The organism is Vibrio sp. YMD68 (genome assembly GCF_029958905.1).
Lineage (GTDB): Bacteria > Pseudomonadota > Gammaproteobacteria > Enterobacterales > Vibrionaceae > Vibrio.
Window position 1 is genome coordinate 317248 of sequence record NZ_CP124614.1, and the last position, 18092, is coordinate 335339.

General features: G+C 44.3%; 17 protein-coding genes and 9 tRNA genes. 6 read left to right on the forward strand and 20 right to left on the reverse strand.

What is annotated here, in order from left to right:
* Positions 1–3 precede the first annotated feature (3 nt).
* Positions 4–1269 carry a UDP-N-acetylglucosamine 1-carboxyvinyltransferase gene (gene murA, locus QF117_RS07495; RefSeq protein ID WP_282388419.1) on the forward strand — a complete coding sequence of 422 codons (1266 nt, stop codon included), beginning with the start codon at positions 4–6 and terminating at the stop codon, positions 1267–1269.
* A 102-nt stretch (positions 1270–1371) separates the two neighbouring features.
* The gene (locus QF117_RS07500; protein WP_282388420.1) at positions 1372–2112 is read left to right on the forward strand and encodes a 1-acylglycerol-3-phosphate O-acyltransferase; all 741 of its coding nucleotides are present in this window, start codon (positions 1372–1374) and stop codon (positions 2110–2112) included.
* A 361-nt stretch (positions 2113–2473) separates the two neighbouring features.
* On the opposite strand, the gene QF117_RS07505 is transcribed toward QF117_RS07500, so the two are convergent.
* The 13 genes from QF117_RS07505 to mutY all read right to left on the reverse strand — a co-directional run bounded on the left by QF117_RS07505 (position 2474) and on the right by mutY (position 8371).
* Positions 2474–2549 (reverse strand) — tRNA-Asn (locus tag QF117_RS07505).
* 31 nt (positions 2550–2580) lie between these two features.
* Positions 2581–2656, reverse strand: a tRNA-Thr gene (locus QF117_RS07510).
* Positions 2657–2695: 39 nt separating this feature from the next.
* Positions 2696–2771, reverse strand: a tRNA-Asn gene (locus QF117_RS07515).
* Between the two features lie 37 nt (positions 2772–2808).
* Positions 2809–2884 (reverse strand) — tRNA-Thr (locus QF117_RS07520).
* 59 nt (positions 2885–2943) lie between these two features.
* Positions 2944–3019: transfer RNA gene (locus QF117_RS07525), tRNA-Phe, on the reverse strand.
* Between the two features lie 222 nt (positions 3020–3241).
* Positions 3242–4867 (reverse strand): methyl-accepting chemotaxis protein, encoded by a 1626-nt coding sequence (locus QF117_RS07530; protein WP_282388421.1) that lies wholly within the window; start codon positions 4865–4867, stop codon positions 3242–3244.
* A 367-nt stretch (positions 4868–5234) separates the two neighbouring features.
* Positions 5235–5310 (reverse strand) — tRNA-Asn (locus QF117_RS07535).
* A gap of 40 nt (positions 5311–5350) precedes the next feature.
* A tRNA-Phe gene (locus QF117_RS07540) sits at positions 5351–5426 on the reverse strand.
* Between the two features lie 7 nt (positions 5427–5433).
* Positions 5434–5509, reverse strand: a tRNA-Thr gene (locus QF117_RS07545).
* Between the two features lie 63 nt (positions 5510–5572).
* Positions 5573–5648, reverse strand: a tRNA-Phe gene (locus QF117_RS07550).
* Between the two features lie 103 nt (positions 5649–5751).
* Positions 5752–6903, reverse strand: coding sequence for a membrane-bound lytic murein transglycosylase MltC (gene mltC / locus QF117_RS07555; protein ID WP_282388422.1), 1152 nt, complete (start codon positions 6901–6903; stop codon positions 5752–5754).
* Between the two features lie 122 nt (positions 6904–7025).
* On the reverse strand, positions 7026–7298 hold the full coding sequence (locus QF117_RS07560) for an oxidative damage protection protein (RefSeq protein WP_282388423.1): 273 nt from the start codon (positions 7296–7298) through the stop codon (positions 7026–7028).
* The gene (gene mutY, locus QF117_RS07565) at positions 7295–8371 is read right to left on the reverse strand and encodes an A/G-specific adenine glycosylase (RefSeq protein WP_282388424.1); all 1077 of its coding nucleotides are present in this window, start codon (positions 8369–8371) and stop codon (positions 7295–7297) included. Before mutY ends, QF117_RS07560 begins: the two co-directional genes overlap by 4 nt.
* A 199-nt stretch (positions 8372–8570) precedes the next feature.
* Between mutY and trmB the strand changes: the two genes are divergently transcribed.
* A complete protein-coding gene (trmB, locus tag QF117_RS07570) occupies positions 8571–9290 on the forward strand; it encodes a tRNA (guanosine(46)-N7)-methyltransferase TrmB (RefSeq protein ID WP_282388425.1) in 720 nt (239 codons plus the stop codon).
* Positions 9291–9422: 132 nt separating this feature from the next.
* Complete coding sequence (glsB, locus tag QF117_RS07575) at positions 9423–10343, forward strand: glutaminase B (protein WP_282388426.1); 921 nt, start codon at positions 9423–9425, stop codon at positions 10341–10343.
* Positions 10344–10456: 113 nt separating this feature from the next.
* Here the strand turns inward: glsB and hemW are convergent, their stop codons facing one another.
* The 6 genes from hemW to QF117_RS07605 form a co-directional block, all read right to left on the reverse strand.
* Positions 10457–11629: a radical SAM family heme chaperone HemW gene (hemW, locus tag QF117_RS07580; RefSeq protein ID WP_282388427.1), complete on the reverse strand. Its 1173-nt coding sequence runs from the start codon at positions 11627–11629 to the stop codon at positions 10457–10459.
* A gap of 5 nt (positions 11630–11634) precedes the next feature.
* Positions 11635–12231, reverse strand: coding sequence for an XTP/dITP diphosphatase (locus QF117_RS07585; RefSeq protein ID WP_282388428.1), 597 nt, complete (start codon positions 12229–12231; stop codon positions 11635–11637).
* A gap of 29 nt (positions 12232–12260) precedes the next feature.
* Positions 12261–12692 (reverse strand): DUF4426 domain-containing protein, encoded by a 432-nt coding sequence (locus tag QF117_RS07590; protein ID WP_282388429.1) that lies wholly within the window; start codon positions 12690–12692, stop codon positions 12261–12263.
* Positions 12693–12769: 77 nt separating this feature from the next.
* Entirely contained in the window at positions 12770–13327 is a 558-nt protein-coding gene (locus QF117_RS07595) for a YggT family protein (protein WP_017034529.1), read from the reverse strand.
* A 67-nt stretch (positions 13328–13394) separates the two neighbouring features.
* The gene (gene proC / locus QF117_RS07600; protein WP_282388430.1) at positions 13395–14213 is read right to left on the reverse strand and encodes a pyrroline-5-carboxylate reductase; all 819 of its coding nucleotides are present in this window, start codon (positions 14211–14213) and stop codon (positions 13395–13397) included.
* Between the two features lie 149 nt (positions 14214–14362).
* Entirely contained in the window at positions 14363–15073 is a 711-nt protein-coding gene (locus QF117_RS07605; RefSeq protein ID WP_282388431.1) for a YggS family pyridoxal phosphate-dependent enzyme, read from the reverse strand.
* Positions 15074–15096: 23 nt separating this feature from the next.
* On the opposite strand from QF117_RS07605, the gene QF117_RS07610 reads away from it, so the two are divergent.
* Positions 15097–16134, forward strand: a complete 1038-nt coding sequence (locus tag QF117_RS07610) for a type IV pilus twitching motility protein PilT (protein ID WP_282388432.1) — start codon at positions 15097–15099, stop codon at positions 16132–16134.
* Positions 16135–16255: 121 nt separating this feature from the next.
* Entirely contained in the window at positions 16256–17362 is a 1107-nt protein-coding gene (locus QF117_RS07615; RefSeq protein WP_282388433.1) for a PilT/PilU family type 4a pilus ATPase, read from the forward strand.
* A 172-nt stretch (positions 17363–17534) separates the two neighbouring features.
* Here the strand turns inward: QF117_RS07615 and ruvX are convergent, their stop codons facing one another.
* A complete protein-coding gene (ruvX, locus tag QF117_RS07620) occupies positions 17535–17960 on the reverse strand; it encodes a Holliday junction resolvase RuvX (protein WP_282388434.1) in 426 nt (141 codons plus the stop codon).
* Positions 17961–18092 lie beyond the last annotated feature (132 nt).

Genomic DNA, 18092 nt, shown 5'->3' on the forward strand with positions numbered 1-18092 from the left:
TTAATGGAAAAGTTTCGAGTCATTGGATCGGACAAACCGCTATGCGGCGAAGTAACGATCTCTGGTGCTAAAAATGCAGCACTTCCTATTTTATTCGCATCTATCCTGGCGGAAGAGCCCGTTGAAGTCAGCAATGTCCCTCGCTTGCGTGATATTGATACGACAATGGAGCTACTAAAACGTTTAGGCGCAAAAGTATCACGTAATGGTTCAGTGCATGTTGACCCGAGTAACATTGACGAATATTGCGCTCCCTACGATTTAGTGAAAACCATGCGCGCTTCAATTTGGGCGTTAGGTCCACTTGTCGCTCGATTTGGTTATGGTCAAGTGTCACTTCCTGGTGGTTGTGCGATTGGCGCTCGCCCTGTGGATTTGCATATTCACGGATTAGAGCAGCTTGGCGCGACCATTACACTTGAAGATGGTTATGTTAAAGCATCGGTCGATGGGCGCTTGAAAGGGGCTCATATCGTGATGGATAAAGTCAGCGTTGGAGCCACCATAACGGTCATGTGCGCAGCAACACTGGCAACGGGTACAACCGTACTGGATAACTCAGCAAGAGAACCTGAGATTGTCGACACCGCTGATTTCCTCAATAAGCTGGGTGCCAAAATTACCGGTGCGGGTACCGATACCATCACTATCGAAGGTGTTGAGCGTCTTGGTGGTGGAAGCCATTCAGTTGTCGCCGATCGCATTGAAACCGGTACATTCTTAGTCGCAGCAGCGGTTTCTGGCGGTAAGGTGGTTTGTCGTAATACTAAAGCACACTTACTAGAAGCGGTATTAGCAAAGTTAGAAGAAGCGGGCGCACTGGTGGAAACGGGCGATGATTGGATCAGTGTTGATATGACCGCTCGAGAGTTAAAAGCCGTCACCATTCGTACTGCGCCTCACCCTGGGTTCCCTACCGATATGCAGGCTCAATTCACGCTGTTGAACTTAATGGCGAAAGGCGGGGGTATAATCACTGAGAATATCTTTGAAAACCGCTTCATGCATGTTCCTGAACTTATGCGTATGGGAGCGAAAGCCGAGATTGAAGGTAATACCGTAATCTGTGGCGATGTCGAGTCACTAAGCGGCGCTCAAGTGATGGCTACGGACCTTCGAGCTTCAGCAAGCCTCGTTATTGCTGGCTGTATTGCTCAGGGTGAAACCATCGTTGACCGTATCTATCACATCGATCGTGGCTATGACAAGATAGAAGATAAATTGTCTGGGCTAGGCGCAAATATTGAGCGATTCAAAGAATCAAGTTAATGTTTGCGTAAGAATTAGAGCCGAAACCTGAGTCTAATGGGGCATTTGTCTGATTAGAACTGGCGTTTCGGCTTTTTTATAAGGTTCTACTGGAGAACAAAAATGATTGCACTCTTTCGTATATTGGCTTTGGCTGTTTTTGCGATCGTCATGTTTGTATTTGGTTGTGGCTACTGTTTATTTAGTCCGCGTAACCCGAAACATGTATTCACATTTGGGCGTTATTTCGGCCGTATGTCGAAGGTTTTTGGCATTAAACTTGAGTTGCGCATACCTGATGATGCTTATGAGCGTGGGCAGCATGTCTATATTGCCAACCACCAAAATAGCTGGGATTTGTTTACGATTTCTTCCGCAGTAACTCCTAAGGTTGTTACTGTTGGTAAAAAAAGCTTAGCCTGGATGCCTTTGTTCGGTCAGTTGTATTGGTTAACGGGTAATATACTGATTGATCGCGCTAACAGCTCTAAAGCAAAAGGTACCATTGATCAGGTGGTGGATAACATTAAGACCAGTGGCGTTTCGGTGTGGATGTTCCCAGAAGGCACACGTTCACGAGGCCGTGGGTTGCTTCCATTTAAAACGGGCGCTTTTCATGCGGCTATTGGTGCGAGAGTTCCTCTTGTCCCTATCGTATGTAGCTCTACACAGAATGTTAAGCTTAATCGATGGGATAACGGTCATGTCATCGTCGAAATGTTGCCACCTGTCAGTACAGAGGGTTACAGCAAAACTAATGTTCGAGAACTTGCTAATGACTGCCGTGAGCGAATGAAAGAAAAGCTTGAAGCGCTAGATAAAGAAGTGGAAATACTGAATCAATCGGGCGCAGTAAAAGAGTAAGCGATTCACTCGCATTAAATTCAACGTTCATTGATTAGCCAGCACCTATGTGCTGGTTTTTTTATGTCGGCAGTAAATGCTTAGCTGAAGCCACGTTAGGGCTCTCTATGTGACTGCACAGTATTATCGAATGAAATAAGCGAAAGCTTATACTTCAAGTTTAGATTGAACGGCCTTCTGGGGCTTGTTGATAGAGAGGGAAAGTAAACTCTGCTGCTTTCGAGAAAAATGATACCTGCACAGTATTCGATTCGTGGACCTTGGAAAGCGGTAAAATCTATAGGAATGTTTTAGGTTTAGGTAGGGGTGTTTTAAGTGAGCAAAAAAAAAGCCTCATCATAAGATGAGGCTTCTTCAAATATGGCTCCCTTTGCTGGACTTGAACCAGCGACATACGGATTAACAGTCCGCCGTTCTACCAACTGAACTAAAAGGGAACAGATTTTGTGTTTCTTCAAAAGGAAGAAATGGTGCCGACTACCGGAGTCGAACTGGTGACCTACTGATTACAAGTCAGTTGCTCTACCTACTGAGCTAAGTCGGCACTAATTTTTTAACTACCGTTTTCACGTTAGTTCTAATATGGCTCCCTTTGCTGGACTTGAACCAGCGACATACGGATTAACAGTCCGCCGTTCTACCAACTGAACTAAAAGGGAACAGATTTTACTTCTCTATGAGAAGGTGTAAAAAGAATGGTGCCGACTACCGGAGTCGAACTGGTGACCTACTGATTACAAGTCAGTTGCTCTACCTACTGAGCTAAGTCGGCACATTGTATTCTTCTTATTTTATAATTGTCGATATCAAGACACCAACAATTTTAAATGATGGTGCCCGGAGGCGGAATCGAACCACCGACACGAGGATTTTCAATCCTCTGCTCTACCGACTGAGCTATCCGGGCAACGAGGTGTATTAAACGGTTTTTCTCTTTTAACGTCAACATTAAATTGCAAAAAAAATATCGTTTGTTGTTTTTCTATACTCAGTGAGGCCTTTTTGCTCATTATTCACCATGAAACGTCTGTATATGGTGATTCTGATGAGGTCTGAACACTCTACCTAGCTTGAATAAGTATAAAAAAAGCACACTAGAAAGCGTGCTTTTTACTATCAAATAATAGAATTACTGCTTAACAGTGAACTTGTTCACCCAGGTTTCTAATTCATTAGAAAGAGAGGCAAGTGTTTGTGTGCTGTCATGACTTTCTGTAACGACGCTACTGAGCTGTGTGCCGCTTTCTTCAATCATGTTGATTCTCATTGATATATCGTCCCCAACCTGTGTCTGTTCTGCAGCCGCTGTGGCAATTTGATGGCTCATTGCAGAAATAGACTCAAGTGCCACTACAATTTGCTGTAAGGCTTCTGAGGCATTTTGAGACTCGGTGACAGTACTTTGACTGGTTTCAGCACAGATTTCCATAGTATCAATGGCCTTACGAGAGCCTTCTTGTAGGTTATGAATCATCTGTTGGATTTCTTTGGTACTGTCCTGAGTTCGACCTGCGAGGTTGCGAACTTCATCTGCTACCACCGCAAAACCACGTCCTTGTTCACCTGCACGCGCTGCTTCTATCGCTGCATTTAGCGCGAGTAAGTTGGTTTGCTCGGCAATACCGCCGATAACATCCAGCACTTTTACAATGTTGTTGACATCATTATCTAGGTCAGCCACCGCCTGACTAGCGGTACCTAATTGGGTCGCCAGTCCTTCGATATTATGCACGGTATTGTGGATCAACTGCTGAGTATGTTGGCTTTGTTTATCTGCTTCATCAGTATTGCTGGCCGTATCTCGTGCAGACTCTGCAACGTTATTTGCTGAGGAAGCCATCTCCGTCATCGCTGTTGCTATCATAGCCGTAGATTGTTGTTGTGTATCCGTTAGGCTGGCGATACTGCCCGCACGGGACTCCACATGGCTTAACTCATTGCGCAACGCGTGCATGGAGGTGTCAAGGTTATTGACCAGCTCGGCAAGAGAGCGGCTCATATCTTGAACAGCGTAGTAAATACTCCCTTTGGGTGGGTTTGTAGTAAACGAAACCTGAATTTCCCCTTTGGCGACAGCTTGTACGGCATCGCTTACTTCTTGAGGCTCTCCACCAAGTAAAGCCAAGATCTTTCTAATAGAAATGATGACGATCGTAAGAATAGAGCTTGCGATAATCAGACATAAGATAAGCTGCCACTGAGCCGTAGACCAAAATCGCTCATTTACTTCATCAGAACTGATTCCCGTTCCAACAAACCAGCCCCATCTTGGGCTTTTTTGAGCTATGGACAGTTTGTAGTCAATTGACCCATCAGGGTAGGCCGAAGTCCATTCATATTCTGCGATACCTGATGGTGTTTTACGGATTGCATTAATCAGTATTTCACCAATACTATTCCCATCTCCATCTTTAAAATCGTGGAAGCTTGTGCCATGAAGCTGAGGATCAAGTGGCGTTGCAACAAATATCATATTTTCATCAGCGACATAAACGTATTCATTGTCTTTATAAATATTATTTCGTAGAAGGCGTGTCGCAAGCTGCTTGGCTTCTTCCTCTTCGAGTGTACCATCAGCCGCCATTTTCTCGACTTCGGTTAAAATACTATAAGCACTTTTAAATAATTCAGTCACTCGCGCTTTGTTATCAAGATTACTGGCAACGCGAAGTGTCCATAAACCGGTCATGGTTAGAGCGAGTAGTGCAATCAAGATGATCCCTGAAAGCAAATAAGCCTGTGTTTTTAGTTTCATTAAGCAGTCCCCACACATTACGTGGTTTTAAAAGTGATACCGTCGTATCAGCGGATGTATCAATAAAGCATAGTTCAGAAGCATAGTTTAGAAGTATAGCCGCGAAAATATCGTTAGCCTCAAAGTATGATAGAGATTAAATTTCTACCGCAAAAAAAGTCATTTTCAAATACTTCTATATGTAACTGATTGTATCAATCCTTCATTAAGGAACAGTTGTTCATTATGAGTCGTGAAGTTTTAATCATGGCAGGTAAATGTTTCGTCGGCTCAATGGTAGGGTAGTGAGGGTGTTTATTAAGTGAAGGGTAGCAGTATGAGCCTAAATGCAAAAAGGCCTCATCAGATGATGAGGCCTTTTTAAAAGTGGCTCCCCTTGCAAGACTTGAACTTGCGACATACGGATTAACAGTCCGCCGTTCTACCAACTGAACTAAAGGGGAATTATTTGTGTAATGTTTTTCAACATTAAGCACCAAATAATGGTGCCTCGAGGCGGAATCGAACCACCGACACGAGGATTTTCAATCCTCTGCTCTACCGACTGAGCTATCGAGGCAAAAGAATGGTGCCGACTACCGGAGTCGAACTGGTGACCTACTGATTACAAGTCAGTTGCTCTACCTACTGAGCTAAGTCGGCACACTAAATTCTTATTGCTTCTGTTCGTGTTTAATTTTACGTAGACACCAACAAAATAAATCGTGGTGCCCGGAGGCGGAATCGAACCACCGACACGAGGATTTTCAATCCTCTGCTCTACCGACTGAGCTATCCGGGCAACGGAGCGCTATTAAACGGATTTTCTGTTGCTTCGTCAACTGATTTTTATAAAAAAACGCAAAAAACCGTTTAACTGCTGATGATTTAAGCAATTGTGTGATTTATATTTTCCCTGCGTTAAATTCTTTCTTGTAGTTCGTTACTTTTTCTAGATAGCGTCGAGCTTCTGCATTGGGGTGCTTTTTAGTTAGAGCCCAATACACTTGGTTAGGTTGTAACGAGTTAAGGTCTCGCATTGCGCGCTTACGATCACTCCGGTTAAAAGTGTTTAGTACTCCGCCAGCGCCCCCGTTGTATGCAGAGATCATACTGTATTCGAGAGACAGAGGGTTATTGACGTCCTTGAGGTAACGATTTTTTAGAATATAGAAGTACGCAGTACCCGTATCGATGTTTTTCTCTGGATCAAAAAGGTATTCAGGTGAAGGCTCCCCGGATTTTTTCTTAACTAAGGTAAAAACATCTCGCCCTGCTGTTTTGGGAACGACTTGCATTAATCCATAAGCGTTAGCCCAACTGACCGCGTAAGGGTTAAAGCTGCTCTCTGTTTTGATGATCGCGTAGATAAGATCTTCTGGAATGTCGTATTTATTGGAGGCGCGACGGACGATATCTGCGTATTTGTAGCTGCGGATCTCTACTTGATCTTCCACCATCGGGATCTCAACATAATACGCTTTCTTGAAATCAACATCTTTGACTTTTAGGTGGTTGGCGATGAGATAGTCGGCAAACTGATTCGCTCTCCAAGACCATTGAATGGGCTTTTTATCTTGATCGAGCACTTGTCGATAGAGAAAAGGTCGACCTTCAAGTTTGATGTCCTTAGACGAAAATAGATCGACATTCATGGGGTCATCAGGGGTGAGTAAAGTCGTAACAATGGCGTTCTTTAGATGCTTTTTGGGATCGGTAGGAGATACCGTTTCTACAATGATCGTTCCTTTGTCAAAGTTTACCTCAGAGCGGCTCAGATAATTGTCAATATATTTTACATAATTACTTTTCCCCGCGACTTTAACCTCACGGCTACCCCAGCGTTTCTCTATGTTGCCGTTAAAGCTGCTGATAAGAGCATCTAACGCTCCGATGTCTTTTTCAAACTGACCAGGAAGCTCGGCGAGATTGGTAGCAAAACGATTGGTTGGTTCATAATCTACGGTGTAAATGTTTTCAATGAACTCTCGGCTGCACCCTGTCAGGGTCGTTGAACTAATGAGCGCTGCTGTAAAAAAGTAAGCTAACTTTTTCATAGGGTCCTTATGTTTTGCTTCCCAAAATGCCAGTGAGAGCATCGATAAATATCATTGATGCTCTCACCATGCCATAACTTCAACTATGCCATAACTTCTACTAGCTCATAACACTATGCGAGTTAGGCGCTTGGTGGAGTATAACCTTCAATATGAACGTCTTTACCTTCAAAAAGAAAATTCATCATTTCTGTTTCCAGCAAGCTTCGGTGCTCTGGATCCATCATATTGAGCTTTTTCTCGTTGATCAGCATCGTTTGTTTACTTTGCCACTGCGCCCAGGCTTCTTTTGAAATGTTGTCAAAAATACGCTTACCTAAATCTCCTGGATACAGTTGAAAATCCAATCCTTCCGCGTCTTTATTTAAACGAGCACAAAATACTGTACGGCTCATAGTGATTCCTTTTTTAATGATGATTGAAGTTCATAAGGCAGACTCTCTAGTAACAGTTTTACTGGCGCTGCCAAGCCGACTTCATCGGGTTGAGACAAGTTATACCAAAGACTATTCGTTCCTTCCATTACCATGTTAGGTTGTTTAGACAACTCGACCAATATTGGGGTGATATCGAGGTGATAATGGCTAAAAGTGTGTCGAAATGAGATCAGGGTTTGCTGTTTCACGATGTCTTTATCTTGAATCATACGCTGATCAAGTAGGTGTGATAATTCGTGATTAGTATGCTCAGGGAAACAATACAGACCACCCCATATACCACTTTGTGGGCGCTGCTCTAACCAAACTTGATTCTTGTAATGTAAAATCAAGAACCATGTTTCTTTAACTGGTTTCTCTTTTTTTGGTTTTTTCCCTGGGTAATCGAGTGGGTTATCCTGCTTGTTTGCAACGCATAAATCTTCAATTGGGCACAATGTGCACTTAGGCTTGCTGCGTGTGCAGACCATAGCGCCCATGTCCATCATCGCTTGATTGTATTTATCGACATTCTTATCGGGAGTGTGTGCTTCAGCAATTTCCCACAATTTATTTTCGACTTTCTTTTGCCCTGGCCAACCTTCTACGGCGAAGCTACGAGCGAGAGTTCTTTTTACATTACCGTCTAATATCGCATGAGGCTGTTTGTAAACCGAAGAGAGGATGGCCGCCGCTGTCGAGCGTCCAATGCCCGGTAGTGCATTCATTTTTTCCAGCTCGAGTGGAAATTCACCGTGATACTCTGTCGCCACAATTTGCGCCGCTTTATGGAGATTTCGTGCTCTGGCGTAGTACCCAAGCCCAGTCCATAGATGCAATACCTCGTCCTGTTTCGCACTGGCCAAATCAATCACGGTAGGGAAGCGTTCTAAAAACCGTTGATAATAAGGAATAACGGTCGCAACTTGCGTTTGCTGCAACATAATTTCAGATAGCCAAACACTGTAGGCCGATTTGTTTTGTTGCCAAGGTAGCTCTTTTCGCCCGTAGGCGTCGTACCATTGTAAAATAGCGTGTGCAAAAGGGGTCACAGGTTACTCAATTTTTAATTATCATTGGGAGTAAAATTGCACCATACTTACCGCTAGAAGTAAAAGCCAAATCTCAGAAGTAAAAACTAAAGGCGTAAAACCGATAAATTGCGCGGTAATTAATCGATAGAAAGACTTGCACCAGCGTCAATTCTTTGGATAATCCCCGCTTTGATTCATGAATGTGCAGGCAAGACCAATGAGTGAAGTGACCACTAACGAATATACCGATGACGGAAAATTAGTACGTAAAATACGTAGTTTTGTCCGTCGAGAAGGCCGCTTAACAAAAGGCCAAGAAAACGCGATGAATAATTGCTGGCCTACGATGGGGATTGATTATCGCCCTGAGCTGCTAAATTGGAGCGAAGTGTTTGGTAACGACAACCCTGTTGTACTAGAAATCGGCTTTGGTATGGGGGCTTCATTGGTTGAAATGGCGAAGAACTCACCGGAAAAGAATTTTCTAGGTATTGAAGTTCATAGCCCAGGTGTTGGTGCATGTTTAGGTTCAGCACGTGATGCTGGGGTAACGAATTTGCGTGTGATGTGTCATGATGCGGTTGAAGTTTTTGAGCATATGATTCCAAACGATAGCCTGCATACACTACAACTTTTTTTCCCAGACCCTTGGCATAAAGCGCGTCATCACAAGCGCCGTATTGTTAAGGCCGAGTTTGCTGAAATGGTCCGAGCTAAGCTTCAATTGGACACGGGTATTTTCCATATGGCGACAGATTGGGAAAACTACGCAGAGCACATGATTGACGTTATGAACCTTGCCCCAGGTTTTGAGAATATTGCCAAAGACGGGGATTACATTCCGCGTCCGGATGAGCGTCCTTTGACCAAGTTTGAGGCTCGCGGCCACCGTTTAGGTCATGGCGTTTGGGATATTAAGTATCGTCGCACCGCTTGATGCTGATAGCGAGTATCTCGCAATGAATAAACAATGAAGTAAGAGCCAGCATATCTATGTTGGCTTTTTTGACCTTAGAGCATCTCCTTTCATTCACAGATGCTGTGGCTACTCTCTTATTTGGATTGCAGTATGAAACCGACACCATTGATCTTGGAAGATATTTTACGAGAAGTTCGCCCTTTGATTGGCCAAGGAAAGGTCGCTAATTACATTCCCGCACTGGCAAAAGTAGCCAACGATAAATTGGCGATTGCCGTTTATACCAAAGAAGGTGAAGTGATAAAGGCCGGCGATGCAGACGATGCTTTTTCTATTCAATCGATTTCTAAGGCACTAAGTTTAACGCTCGCTATGGCTTTGTATAAACCAGAAGAAATCTGGCAGCGTGTGGGTAAAGAGCCCTCTGGGCAAGCATTTAACTCGATGATTCAACTTGAAATGGAGCAAGGGATTCCTAGAAACCCGTTTATTAATGCGGGTGCCATTGTGGTTGCAGATTTACTTCATAGCCGCTTGTCTGCTCCGAGACAGCACTTACTCGATTTTGTGCGTCAGTTAGCGGGTGATACACACATTGTGTACGATAAAGTCGTCGCCGCATCAGAAATGATGCACAGCGACCGGAATGCGGCGATTGCCTATTTGATGCGTTCATTTGGTAATTTTGAAAATGAAGTCATTCCAGTACTCAACAATTACTTCCACTCTTGTGCGCTGAAAATGAGCTGTGTTGATTTGGCGAAGACGTTTAGTTACTTGGCCAATAAAGGGGTGTCGGTGCAAAGTGGTAAACAAATCATTACCCCAACCCAAACGAAACAATTGAATGCTCTGCTTGCAACGTGTGGTCTTTATGATGGAGCGGGCGAGTTTGCTTATCGAGTGGGCATGCCAGGGAAATCGGGAGTTGGCGGTGGGATTGTGGCGATTGTACCGAATGAAATGAGTATTGCGGTATGGTCCCCTGAGCTGGATCCATCTGGCAATTCGTTAGCGGGTACCCAAGCGTTAGAATTGCTATCCGGGCGAATTGGACGCTCAATATTTTAGTCAAAATAGGGAAGAAAAATAAACAGGACGCGAGTTTCCTAGTTTGTTTTTCTTCCCCTTTTTCCCCTTATCTTTTCACTTTTTTCTTCTGCTTTTTCTTTCTCGTATGACCGCTACGACTCTTCCACCATAAAGGCTTCAAGCAGATCATTGAGGAACAGTTTTCCTTTCTGGGTTATCTGCCAGTGAGTTTGCGTCTCTGTCAGATACTGCTTATCCAGTGCCCAATGAATGGTGTCGTTAATCGCACTCAGTGGTAAGCCTGTGGTATTTATAAAGTCTTGTTTGGGGCAGGCTTCTATCAATCGAAAACGGTTCATAAAGAACTCGAATGGGCGATCGTCATTCTCTACACAGTTTTCATCAGACAGATAAGGTTTGGTGAGGTTTTGATAAGCCGACAAGTACCCCTTTGGGTGTTTGATTTTTGTCGTGCGGACAATGCGTCCATCGGCAAAGCTGAGTTTACCGTGAGATCCACAACCAATCCCTAAGTAGTCACCAAAGCGCCAGTAATTCAGGTTGTGCTGACACTGAAACTCAGGTTTGCTGTAACCCGAAATTTCATATTGAACATACCCCGCATCACTGAGTTTCTTGTGCCCTTGCTCAAAGATATCCCACAAATCATCGTCATCTGGCAGTGTTGGCGTTTTATAGTAAAACAAGGTGTTCGGTTCAATGGTGAGTTGATACCAAGATAGGTGCGGAGGGTTAAGCTCAATCGCCTTATCGAGATCCGATAGTGCTTGATCGATGCTTTGATCGGGTAAGCCGTGCATCAGATCGAGATTGAAGCTAGTTAACTGGATGTGATGAGCGAGTTTAGCGGCATCCACCGCTTCTTGCTGGCCATGAATACGGCCAAGACGTTCCAACTTCTCTTGTTCAAAGCTTTGCACACCAATAGATATTCGTGTCACTCCAGCGGCCTTATAGCCCTTAAAGCGTTCCACTTCAACCGTACCCGGGTTGGCTTCCATCGTGATCTCAATATCGTGCTTAAATGGAATTCGCGTTTCAATTCCATCGAGCAAGGTTTTAATGCCACTGGCTGAAATCAGGCTGGGTGTACCACCGCCAATAAATATTGAATGTATAGGGCGAGGGTTTGCATTCAATTGGTAGCGTTCAATGTCGCTATCAAGGTCATCTAACAAGGCTGAGATGTACTCGTCTTCAGGGATGTTGCCTTTCAGCGCATGAGAATTGAAGTCGCAATATGGACACTTTTGCACACACCAGGGTATGTGCACGTATAGACTGAGTGCTGGGGGGATTAGCATGACCGTTATGACTGCTTTTCTAATGTTGCAAATAAGCTTTTTAGAGCTTTACCACGATGTGATAACTGCTTTTTTCGTGATGATTCAAGCAATGCTGACGAACAACCTTCTTCAGGGACATAGAAAATAGGGTCATAACCAAAGCCGTTTTCGCCCTCTGCTTGTGTCAGAATATGGCCTTCCCATTTGCCATGGCAAACCACGGGAGTCGGATCGTTTTCATGGCGCATCAGAACTAGGACACAGTGAAAACGAGCGGTTCTTTGTGCTTCTGGAACGTCTTTCAATGCATCAAGCAATTTTTCTAGATTCTGTTGATCGCTTGCTCCTTCACCAGCATACCGAGCAGAGTAAATACCCGGAGCGCCTTGAAGAAAATCCACTTCTAAACCTGAATCATCAGCAATCGCAGGGAGGCCGGTTTCTTTTGCCGCATGGCGAGCCTTGATGATAGCATTTTCAATAAAGGTTGTGCCTGTTTCTGCAACGTCAGAGACATTGAGTTCACTTTGTGCCACCACATCAAAGCCAAAGTCGGCAAGCAAATCGGCCATCTCACGGACTTTGCCTTGGTTTCCTGTCGCTAATACTATTTTTTTCATGATGTTCTCAAATCGAGTGGATGAAGGGGTTATTCTTCAACGTAAAATTTTTGGCTGAACGTTAACGGACCCGCGCCTGAATTACCAGCGTGAATGTCTAGATTGAAGGTGAGATTTTCTTCATTGCTGATTGGAAATTCGGCCAAGTAATAGATGGCATCGGCTTCTTTGATTTCGCGAAACGTTAACGTGCGAGTTTGTCCGAGTAAGTTTCTGGCGGTTCCTGACACTTTAGCGGTGACGGCGGGTTTTCCAACCAGTGAGTTATCCAGTACGCTGATATTCAAAACAGCGGAATAGCCATTACGTTTTAATTTGTAACTGGTTGCTACCTGTTTCGTTAAAAACGTCGAGTTAAAGGCGGAGTAGTGGACCTCTACATCCTTTATCTTTGTGAACTGACCGGCCCAAGAAGGGCTTGCTAGAATGGCACTGATTACTATGAGTATCCATCGGTTCATCTTGTTTCCTTACTTCTGATGTAAATAAAAAGCCATCGTGAGATGGCTTTGACGTCACTTGGGCTGATAGCTGGCTATTATAGCTGATGCCAGATAGGACCGATTAAATCACCCATTAAGAAATTAGCAAACTGCAAGCCAATAAAGAGAACGAGAACGCTTAAGTCGAAGCCTCCCATCGCAGGCAAGATACGGCGAATGGGCGCCAGCATTGGCTCTGTTAGCTGGTGGAATACAAATTCGATTGGGCTACGGCCTTGGCTCACCCAGCTTAAAATAGCGCGAATCAGCAATACCCAAAACAGTAGGCCTCCGGCGGCTTTAAGCAGTGATAATAAGCCTAAGAATAAGAAATCTGCACTGAAGACAAATGATCCACTAGAGCTTACAAGAACTAAAGCGACAAATTTGAGTACACAAAGAACGTACGCAAATAAAACCGTTGCAACGTCTAAGCTACCGATTGAAGGGATCACTCTGCGCAGTGGAGCGACCACAGGTTGAGTCGCTTTAACGATGAACTGGGAAAACGGATTGTAGAAATCGGCGCGAGAAATTTGCAGCCAAATACGCAGCAAGACAACCATGATATATAGGTCAAACAGCGTTGAAATTAAAAAACTCATTGAGCTCATAATGGGTCCTTACGACAAAAAATAATCGTCACTAGTAAAAGTAAAATCGTTTAAACAAACGGTAAAATTAAAATTCTTTTTCCATCTCTTGTGCTCTTGCCACTGCTGATTGCATGGCTTTAGCAACAATACTTGAAAGCTGATGCTGATTAAATGTTTTCAATGCTTCGGCTGTTGTACCGCCTTTTGAGGTCACCTGTTCACGTAAGGTTGCTAGCTCAGTTTCTGGATTTGCTACCACCATTTCTGCCGCACCTAGCGCTGATTGTTGAACCAATAGCCGTGCGGTTTCTTGGTCAAAACCTTGAGCTATCGCTTCCGCTTGCATGGCTTCCATAAATAGGAAGAAATAAGCCGGTGCGCTGCCCGCTGCTGCAATCACGCTATTAATGCCCGATTCTTGCCCAACCCAACACACCTTACCCACCGCACTCATGAGTTCAGCGGCAAATTTTTTATCCTGTTCTTGTACCTCATCAGCGGCAAATAATCCACTCATGCCCTGGCCAACTAAAGAAGGCGTGTTCGGCATAACACGAACAAGCCTTAATGTTGTATTAAACATTTCATTGAGGCGAGCAGAGTTAATGCCTGCTGCAATCGAGATGACCAGTTTGTCGCTATAGTCGACGCTTTGGAGTTCTTTACCAACCGTTTCCATGAGCTGAGGCTTCACTGAAAGGACAATGACTTCGGCATTTTTTGCGGCTGTGGTGTTGTCTGATTGAGTGTTAATGCCGTACTGCTCACTGAGATAATCAAGTTTAGGCTGACTTGGATTGGTCGCTGTGATTAAAGACGCTGGGTAGCCACTCGCCACCAGGCCCGCAATAATTGAGCGAGTCATGTTCCCAGCACCAATGAAGGTAATCTTCTTATGTTCCATTCTATTCAACCTAAATGTTAATGACCGTTGTCGATATCGAAACTCATGGCGAGAGCCAGCAAAGTTACTCGATCGTTTGTCTCTCGTTTTATATATCTCGTTCTTATGTCATCAGTTTGCATGTGATAAGAACGCATAAAGCAAAGCGACTACGGTTTTTTGGCGTAGTCTCGAGCACCAAAAATAGCGGTGCCGATGCGTACCATCGTGCTGCCCGCATGGATCGCCGCTTCCATATCCCCACTCATCCCCATGGATAGAGTATCTATTTCGCTATATTTCTCGCTAAGTTGTTGCTTTAGTAGCGCTAGTTTGTCAAATTCAGCACGCTGGGCTTGGTAATCAGCCACATTAGCGGGAATGGACATCACTCCTCTTAACGTGAGGTTTGGAAGGGTAGAAATCAACTCCGCCAGTGTAAATAACTCGTCACCGCTGATCCCAGATTTACTTTTTTCACCACTGGTGTTGACCTGAATAAGCACTTGAAGTGGCTCCATAGCGTCAGGTCGTTGATCATTGAGCCTTTGTGCTGTTTTTGCTCGGTCAATGGTATGAACCCAGTCAAAATGCTCGGCCACCAAGCGGGTTTTATTGGATTGAATTGGGCCAATAAAATGCCATTCGAGGTCGAGTGACGGATGAGATTGATTAAAGTGAATCACTTTATCGACCCCTTCTTGCACGTAATTTTCACCAAACCGTCGCTGCCCGCACTGAGCCGCATCGAGAATGGCTTCAAGAGGCTTAGTCTTACTCACTGCTAAAAGTTGCACGGACTCTCGAGGTCGTCCACACTTTTGTTGTGCGCTTTCTATTTGTGAGGTGATATGTTCAATATTTTGTTCAATACTACTCATAGCTAACTTTTTAAGGATATTTAATGGATATTGCAGAGTTATTGGATTTTAGTGTAAAGCATAATGCGTCAGATCTACACCTTTCTGCAGGGGTGCCTCCAATGGTACGGATAGATGGTGAAGTAAGAAAGCTTGGTGTTCCTGCTTTTAGCCATGCAGAGGTTCATCGACTTGTTTTTGAGATCATGAACGATGCTCAGCGCAGTGAATATGAAGAAAAGCTTGAAGTGGATTTTTCTTTTGAACTGCCGAATGTTGGCCGATTTCGTGTGAATGCGTTTAATCAGACGCGTGGTAGCTCTGCGGTATTTCGTACAATCCCAGTGCATATCCCTACCTTAGAGCAAATTGAAGCTCCCGATATCTTTGAAAAAATAGCAAATTATGAAAAAGGCCTAGTGCTCGTCACAGGGCCTACAGGCTCAGGTAAATCAACAACCTTAGCGGCGATGGTGGATTACATTAACCGTAATCATAATAAACACATTCTAACCATTGAAGATCCGATTGAATTTGTTCATGAGAACAACAAGTGCTTGGTGAATCAACGAGAAGTACACAAAGATACCCATAGTTTTAAGAATGCCCTCCGTTCGGCACTGCGTGAAGATCCAGACGTGATCTTAGTGGGTGAGCTTCGAGATCAAGAAACCATCAGTCTCGCCTTAACAGCGGCTGAAACGGGGCATTTAGTTTTTGGTACGCTTCACACCAGCTCGGCGGCGAAAACTGTTGACCGGATTATCGATGTGTTTCCTGGTAGTGATAAAGACATGGTGCGTTCGATGCTTTCTGAATCAATGAGGGCGGTTATTGCGCAGAAGCTATTGAAACGAGTCGGTGGGGGAAGGGTCGCCTGTCATGAGGTGATGCTTGCGACGCCAGCGATCCGAAACTTGATTCGAGAAGACAAAGTGGCACAGATGTATTCGATTATTCAAACCGGTGCGGCCCATGGCATGCAAACCATGGAGCAAAATGCGAAACAATTGATCGCAAAAGGTTTGGTTGATCCACAAGAAGTAGCGAAAAAAATCGAAATTGAATCATCGAGCTTTTAGATAGAAACAAACGCAGTCATGCATTCTACTTTTTACAAACAGCCCCTTTTGTACAAACGGATTCTATTGTAAGTAGCCAATGTATTTGGAATGAATAATCTAGTGTAAATGAGAAGTGTAAATGGAACTGAATCAGTGTTTGCAAGGCATGATTACGCAGAAAGCTTCGGATGTTTATATTACCGTTGGTGCGCCAATCCTGTTTCGTGTTGACGGCGAGCTTAGAGCGGAAGGTGCCAAGTTAGGGGAAGCCGAGGTTGAGCAATTGCTGGGCGCAATGATGGATCAAGAGCGCGCTTCAGAATACAAGCAAACCCGAGAAGCGAACTTCGCAATTGTGCGAGATATCGGGCGATTTAGAGTCAGTGCGTTTTATCAGCGAGAGTTGCCGGGCGCCGTAATTCGTCGTATTGAAACGCAAATTCCAACCTTTGAGCAGTTGAAACTGCCCGATGTATTGCAAAACCTTTCAATCGCAAAGCGAGGTTTAGTTTTGGTGGTTGGAGCGACAGGCTCAGGGAAGTCAACCACGATGGCCGCGATGACAGGGTACCGCAACGCGAATCGAACTGGGCATATTCTTACCGTTGAAGATCCTATCGAGTTTGTCCATGAGCACCAACGCTGCATAGTAACCCAGCGTGAGGTCGGGCTTGACACTGAAAGCTATGAAGTTGCGCTGAAAAACTCGCTGCGCCAAGCTCCTGACATGATTTTGATCGGTGAGATACGCAGTCGAGAAACCATGGAATACGCGATGACCTTTGCCGAAACGGGTCATTTATGCATGGCAACACTGCATGCTAATAATGCCAACCAAGCACTGGAACGTATTTTACACCTGGTCCCGAAAGAGCAAAAAGAGCAATTCTTGTTTGATCTTTCAATGAATCTAAAAGGTGTGATTGGTCAGCAGCTGATCCGTGACAAAAATGGTCAAGGCCGTCATGGTGTGTTTGAAGTGCTTTTGAATAGCCCAAGAGTATCGGATCTTATCCGTCGTGGTGATCTTCATGAACTAAAAACAACGATGGCGAAGTCGAAAGAGATCGGAATGCAGACGTTTGATCAAGCTCTCTACCAGTTGGTGGTTGATGGAAAGATCAGCGAGCAGGATGCACTCCACAGCGCTGATTCTGCCAATGATCTGAGATTGATGTTGAAAACTCAGCGTGGGGAAAGCTTCGATACTGGCACGTTGCAGAACGTTAAAATAGATATGGATTAAGTGTAGGACTCGGTCAGCTTTTTATATTCACGATGTGCTAGGCGCTATAATAAGCTTCTAGGCGACGTAAGACGTTTCTAAGCGATCTAATAAGCACGTTCTGATAAGCACGTTCTGATAAGCAATAGAAGCGTAAGTAATATCCATTGCTAACCGAGTTTTTATTGCTGAGCTATTCGTCCCACTGAGACTCAAACCAACTCTCTAAAATCACCACCGCAGATTGGCAATCCACATTGCCTTTGCTGAGCGCTTTATACCCCCCCATATTAAACAAGTCAGATCGAGCTTCTGTTGTAGAAAGGCGTTCATCGTGCAGTTCAACGGGAATGCCATATCGGCCAAACAAGCGATTGGCAAACTTTTTGGCTCTGGGTGTAATGGTTGCCAAATCCTTTCCGTGCAAATCTGTGGGTAGCCCTACGATGATGAGATCGGGCTGCCACTCTTTAATCAGTTTTTCAATGTCATCCCACTGTGGGATCCCATCTTTTGCTTTAAATGCCTTTAAAGGAGAGGCGGTACCTGTAATATCTTGGCCAATTGCACTACCAATACTTTTTGTACCGTAGTCAAACGCCATTATTGTGCGAGACATTTCTTATTCCAAAATGAATGTAACCGTTAACCGTTAACCGTTAACCGGTATAGAGATAGCCAGTATTGAACTGGCCATCACTTCTTTATCTGCAAACAACCGTATGATGTGGCTAAGAGTTCAAAAGATTCT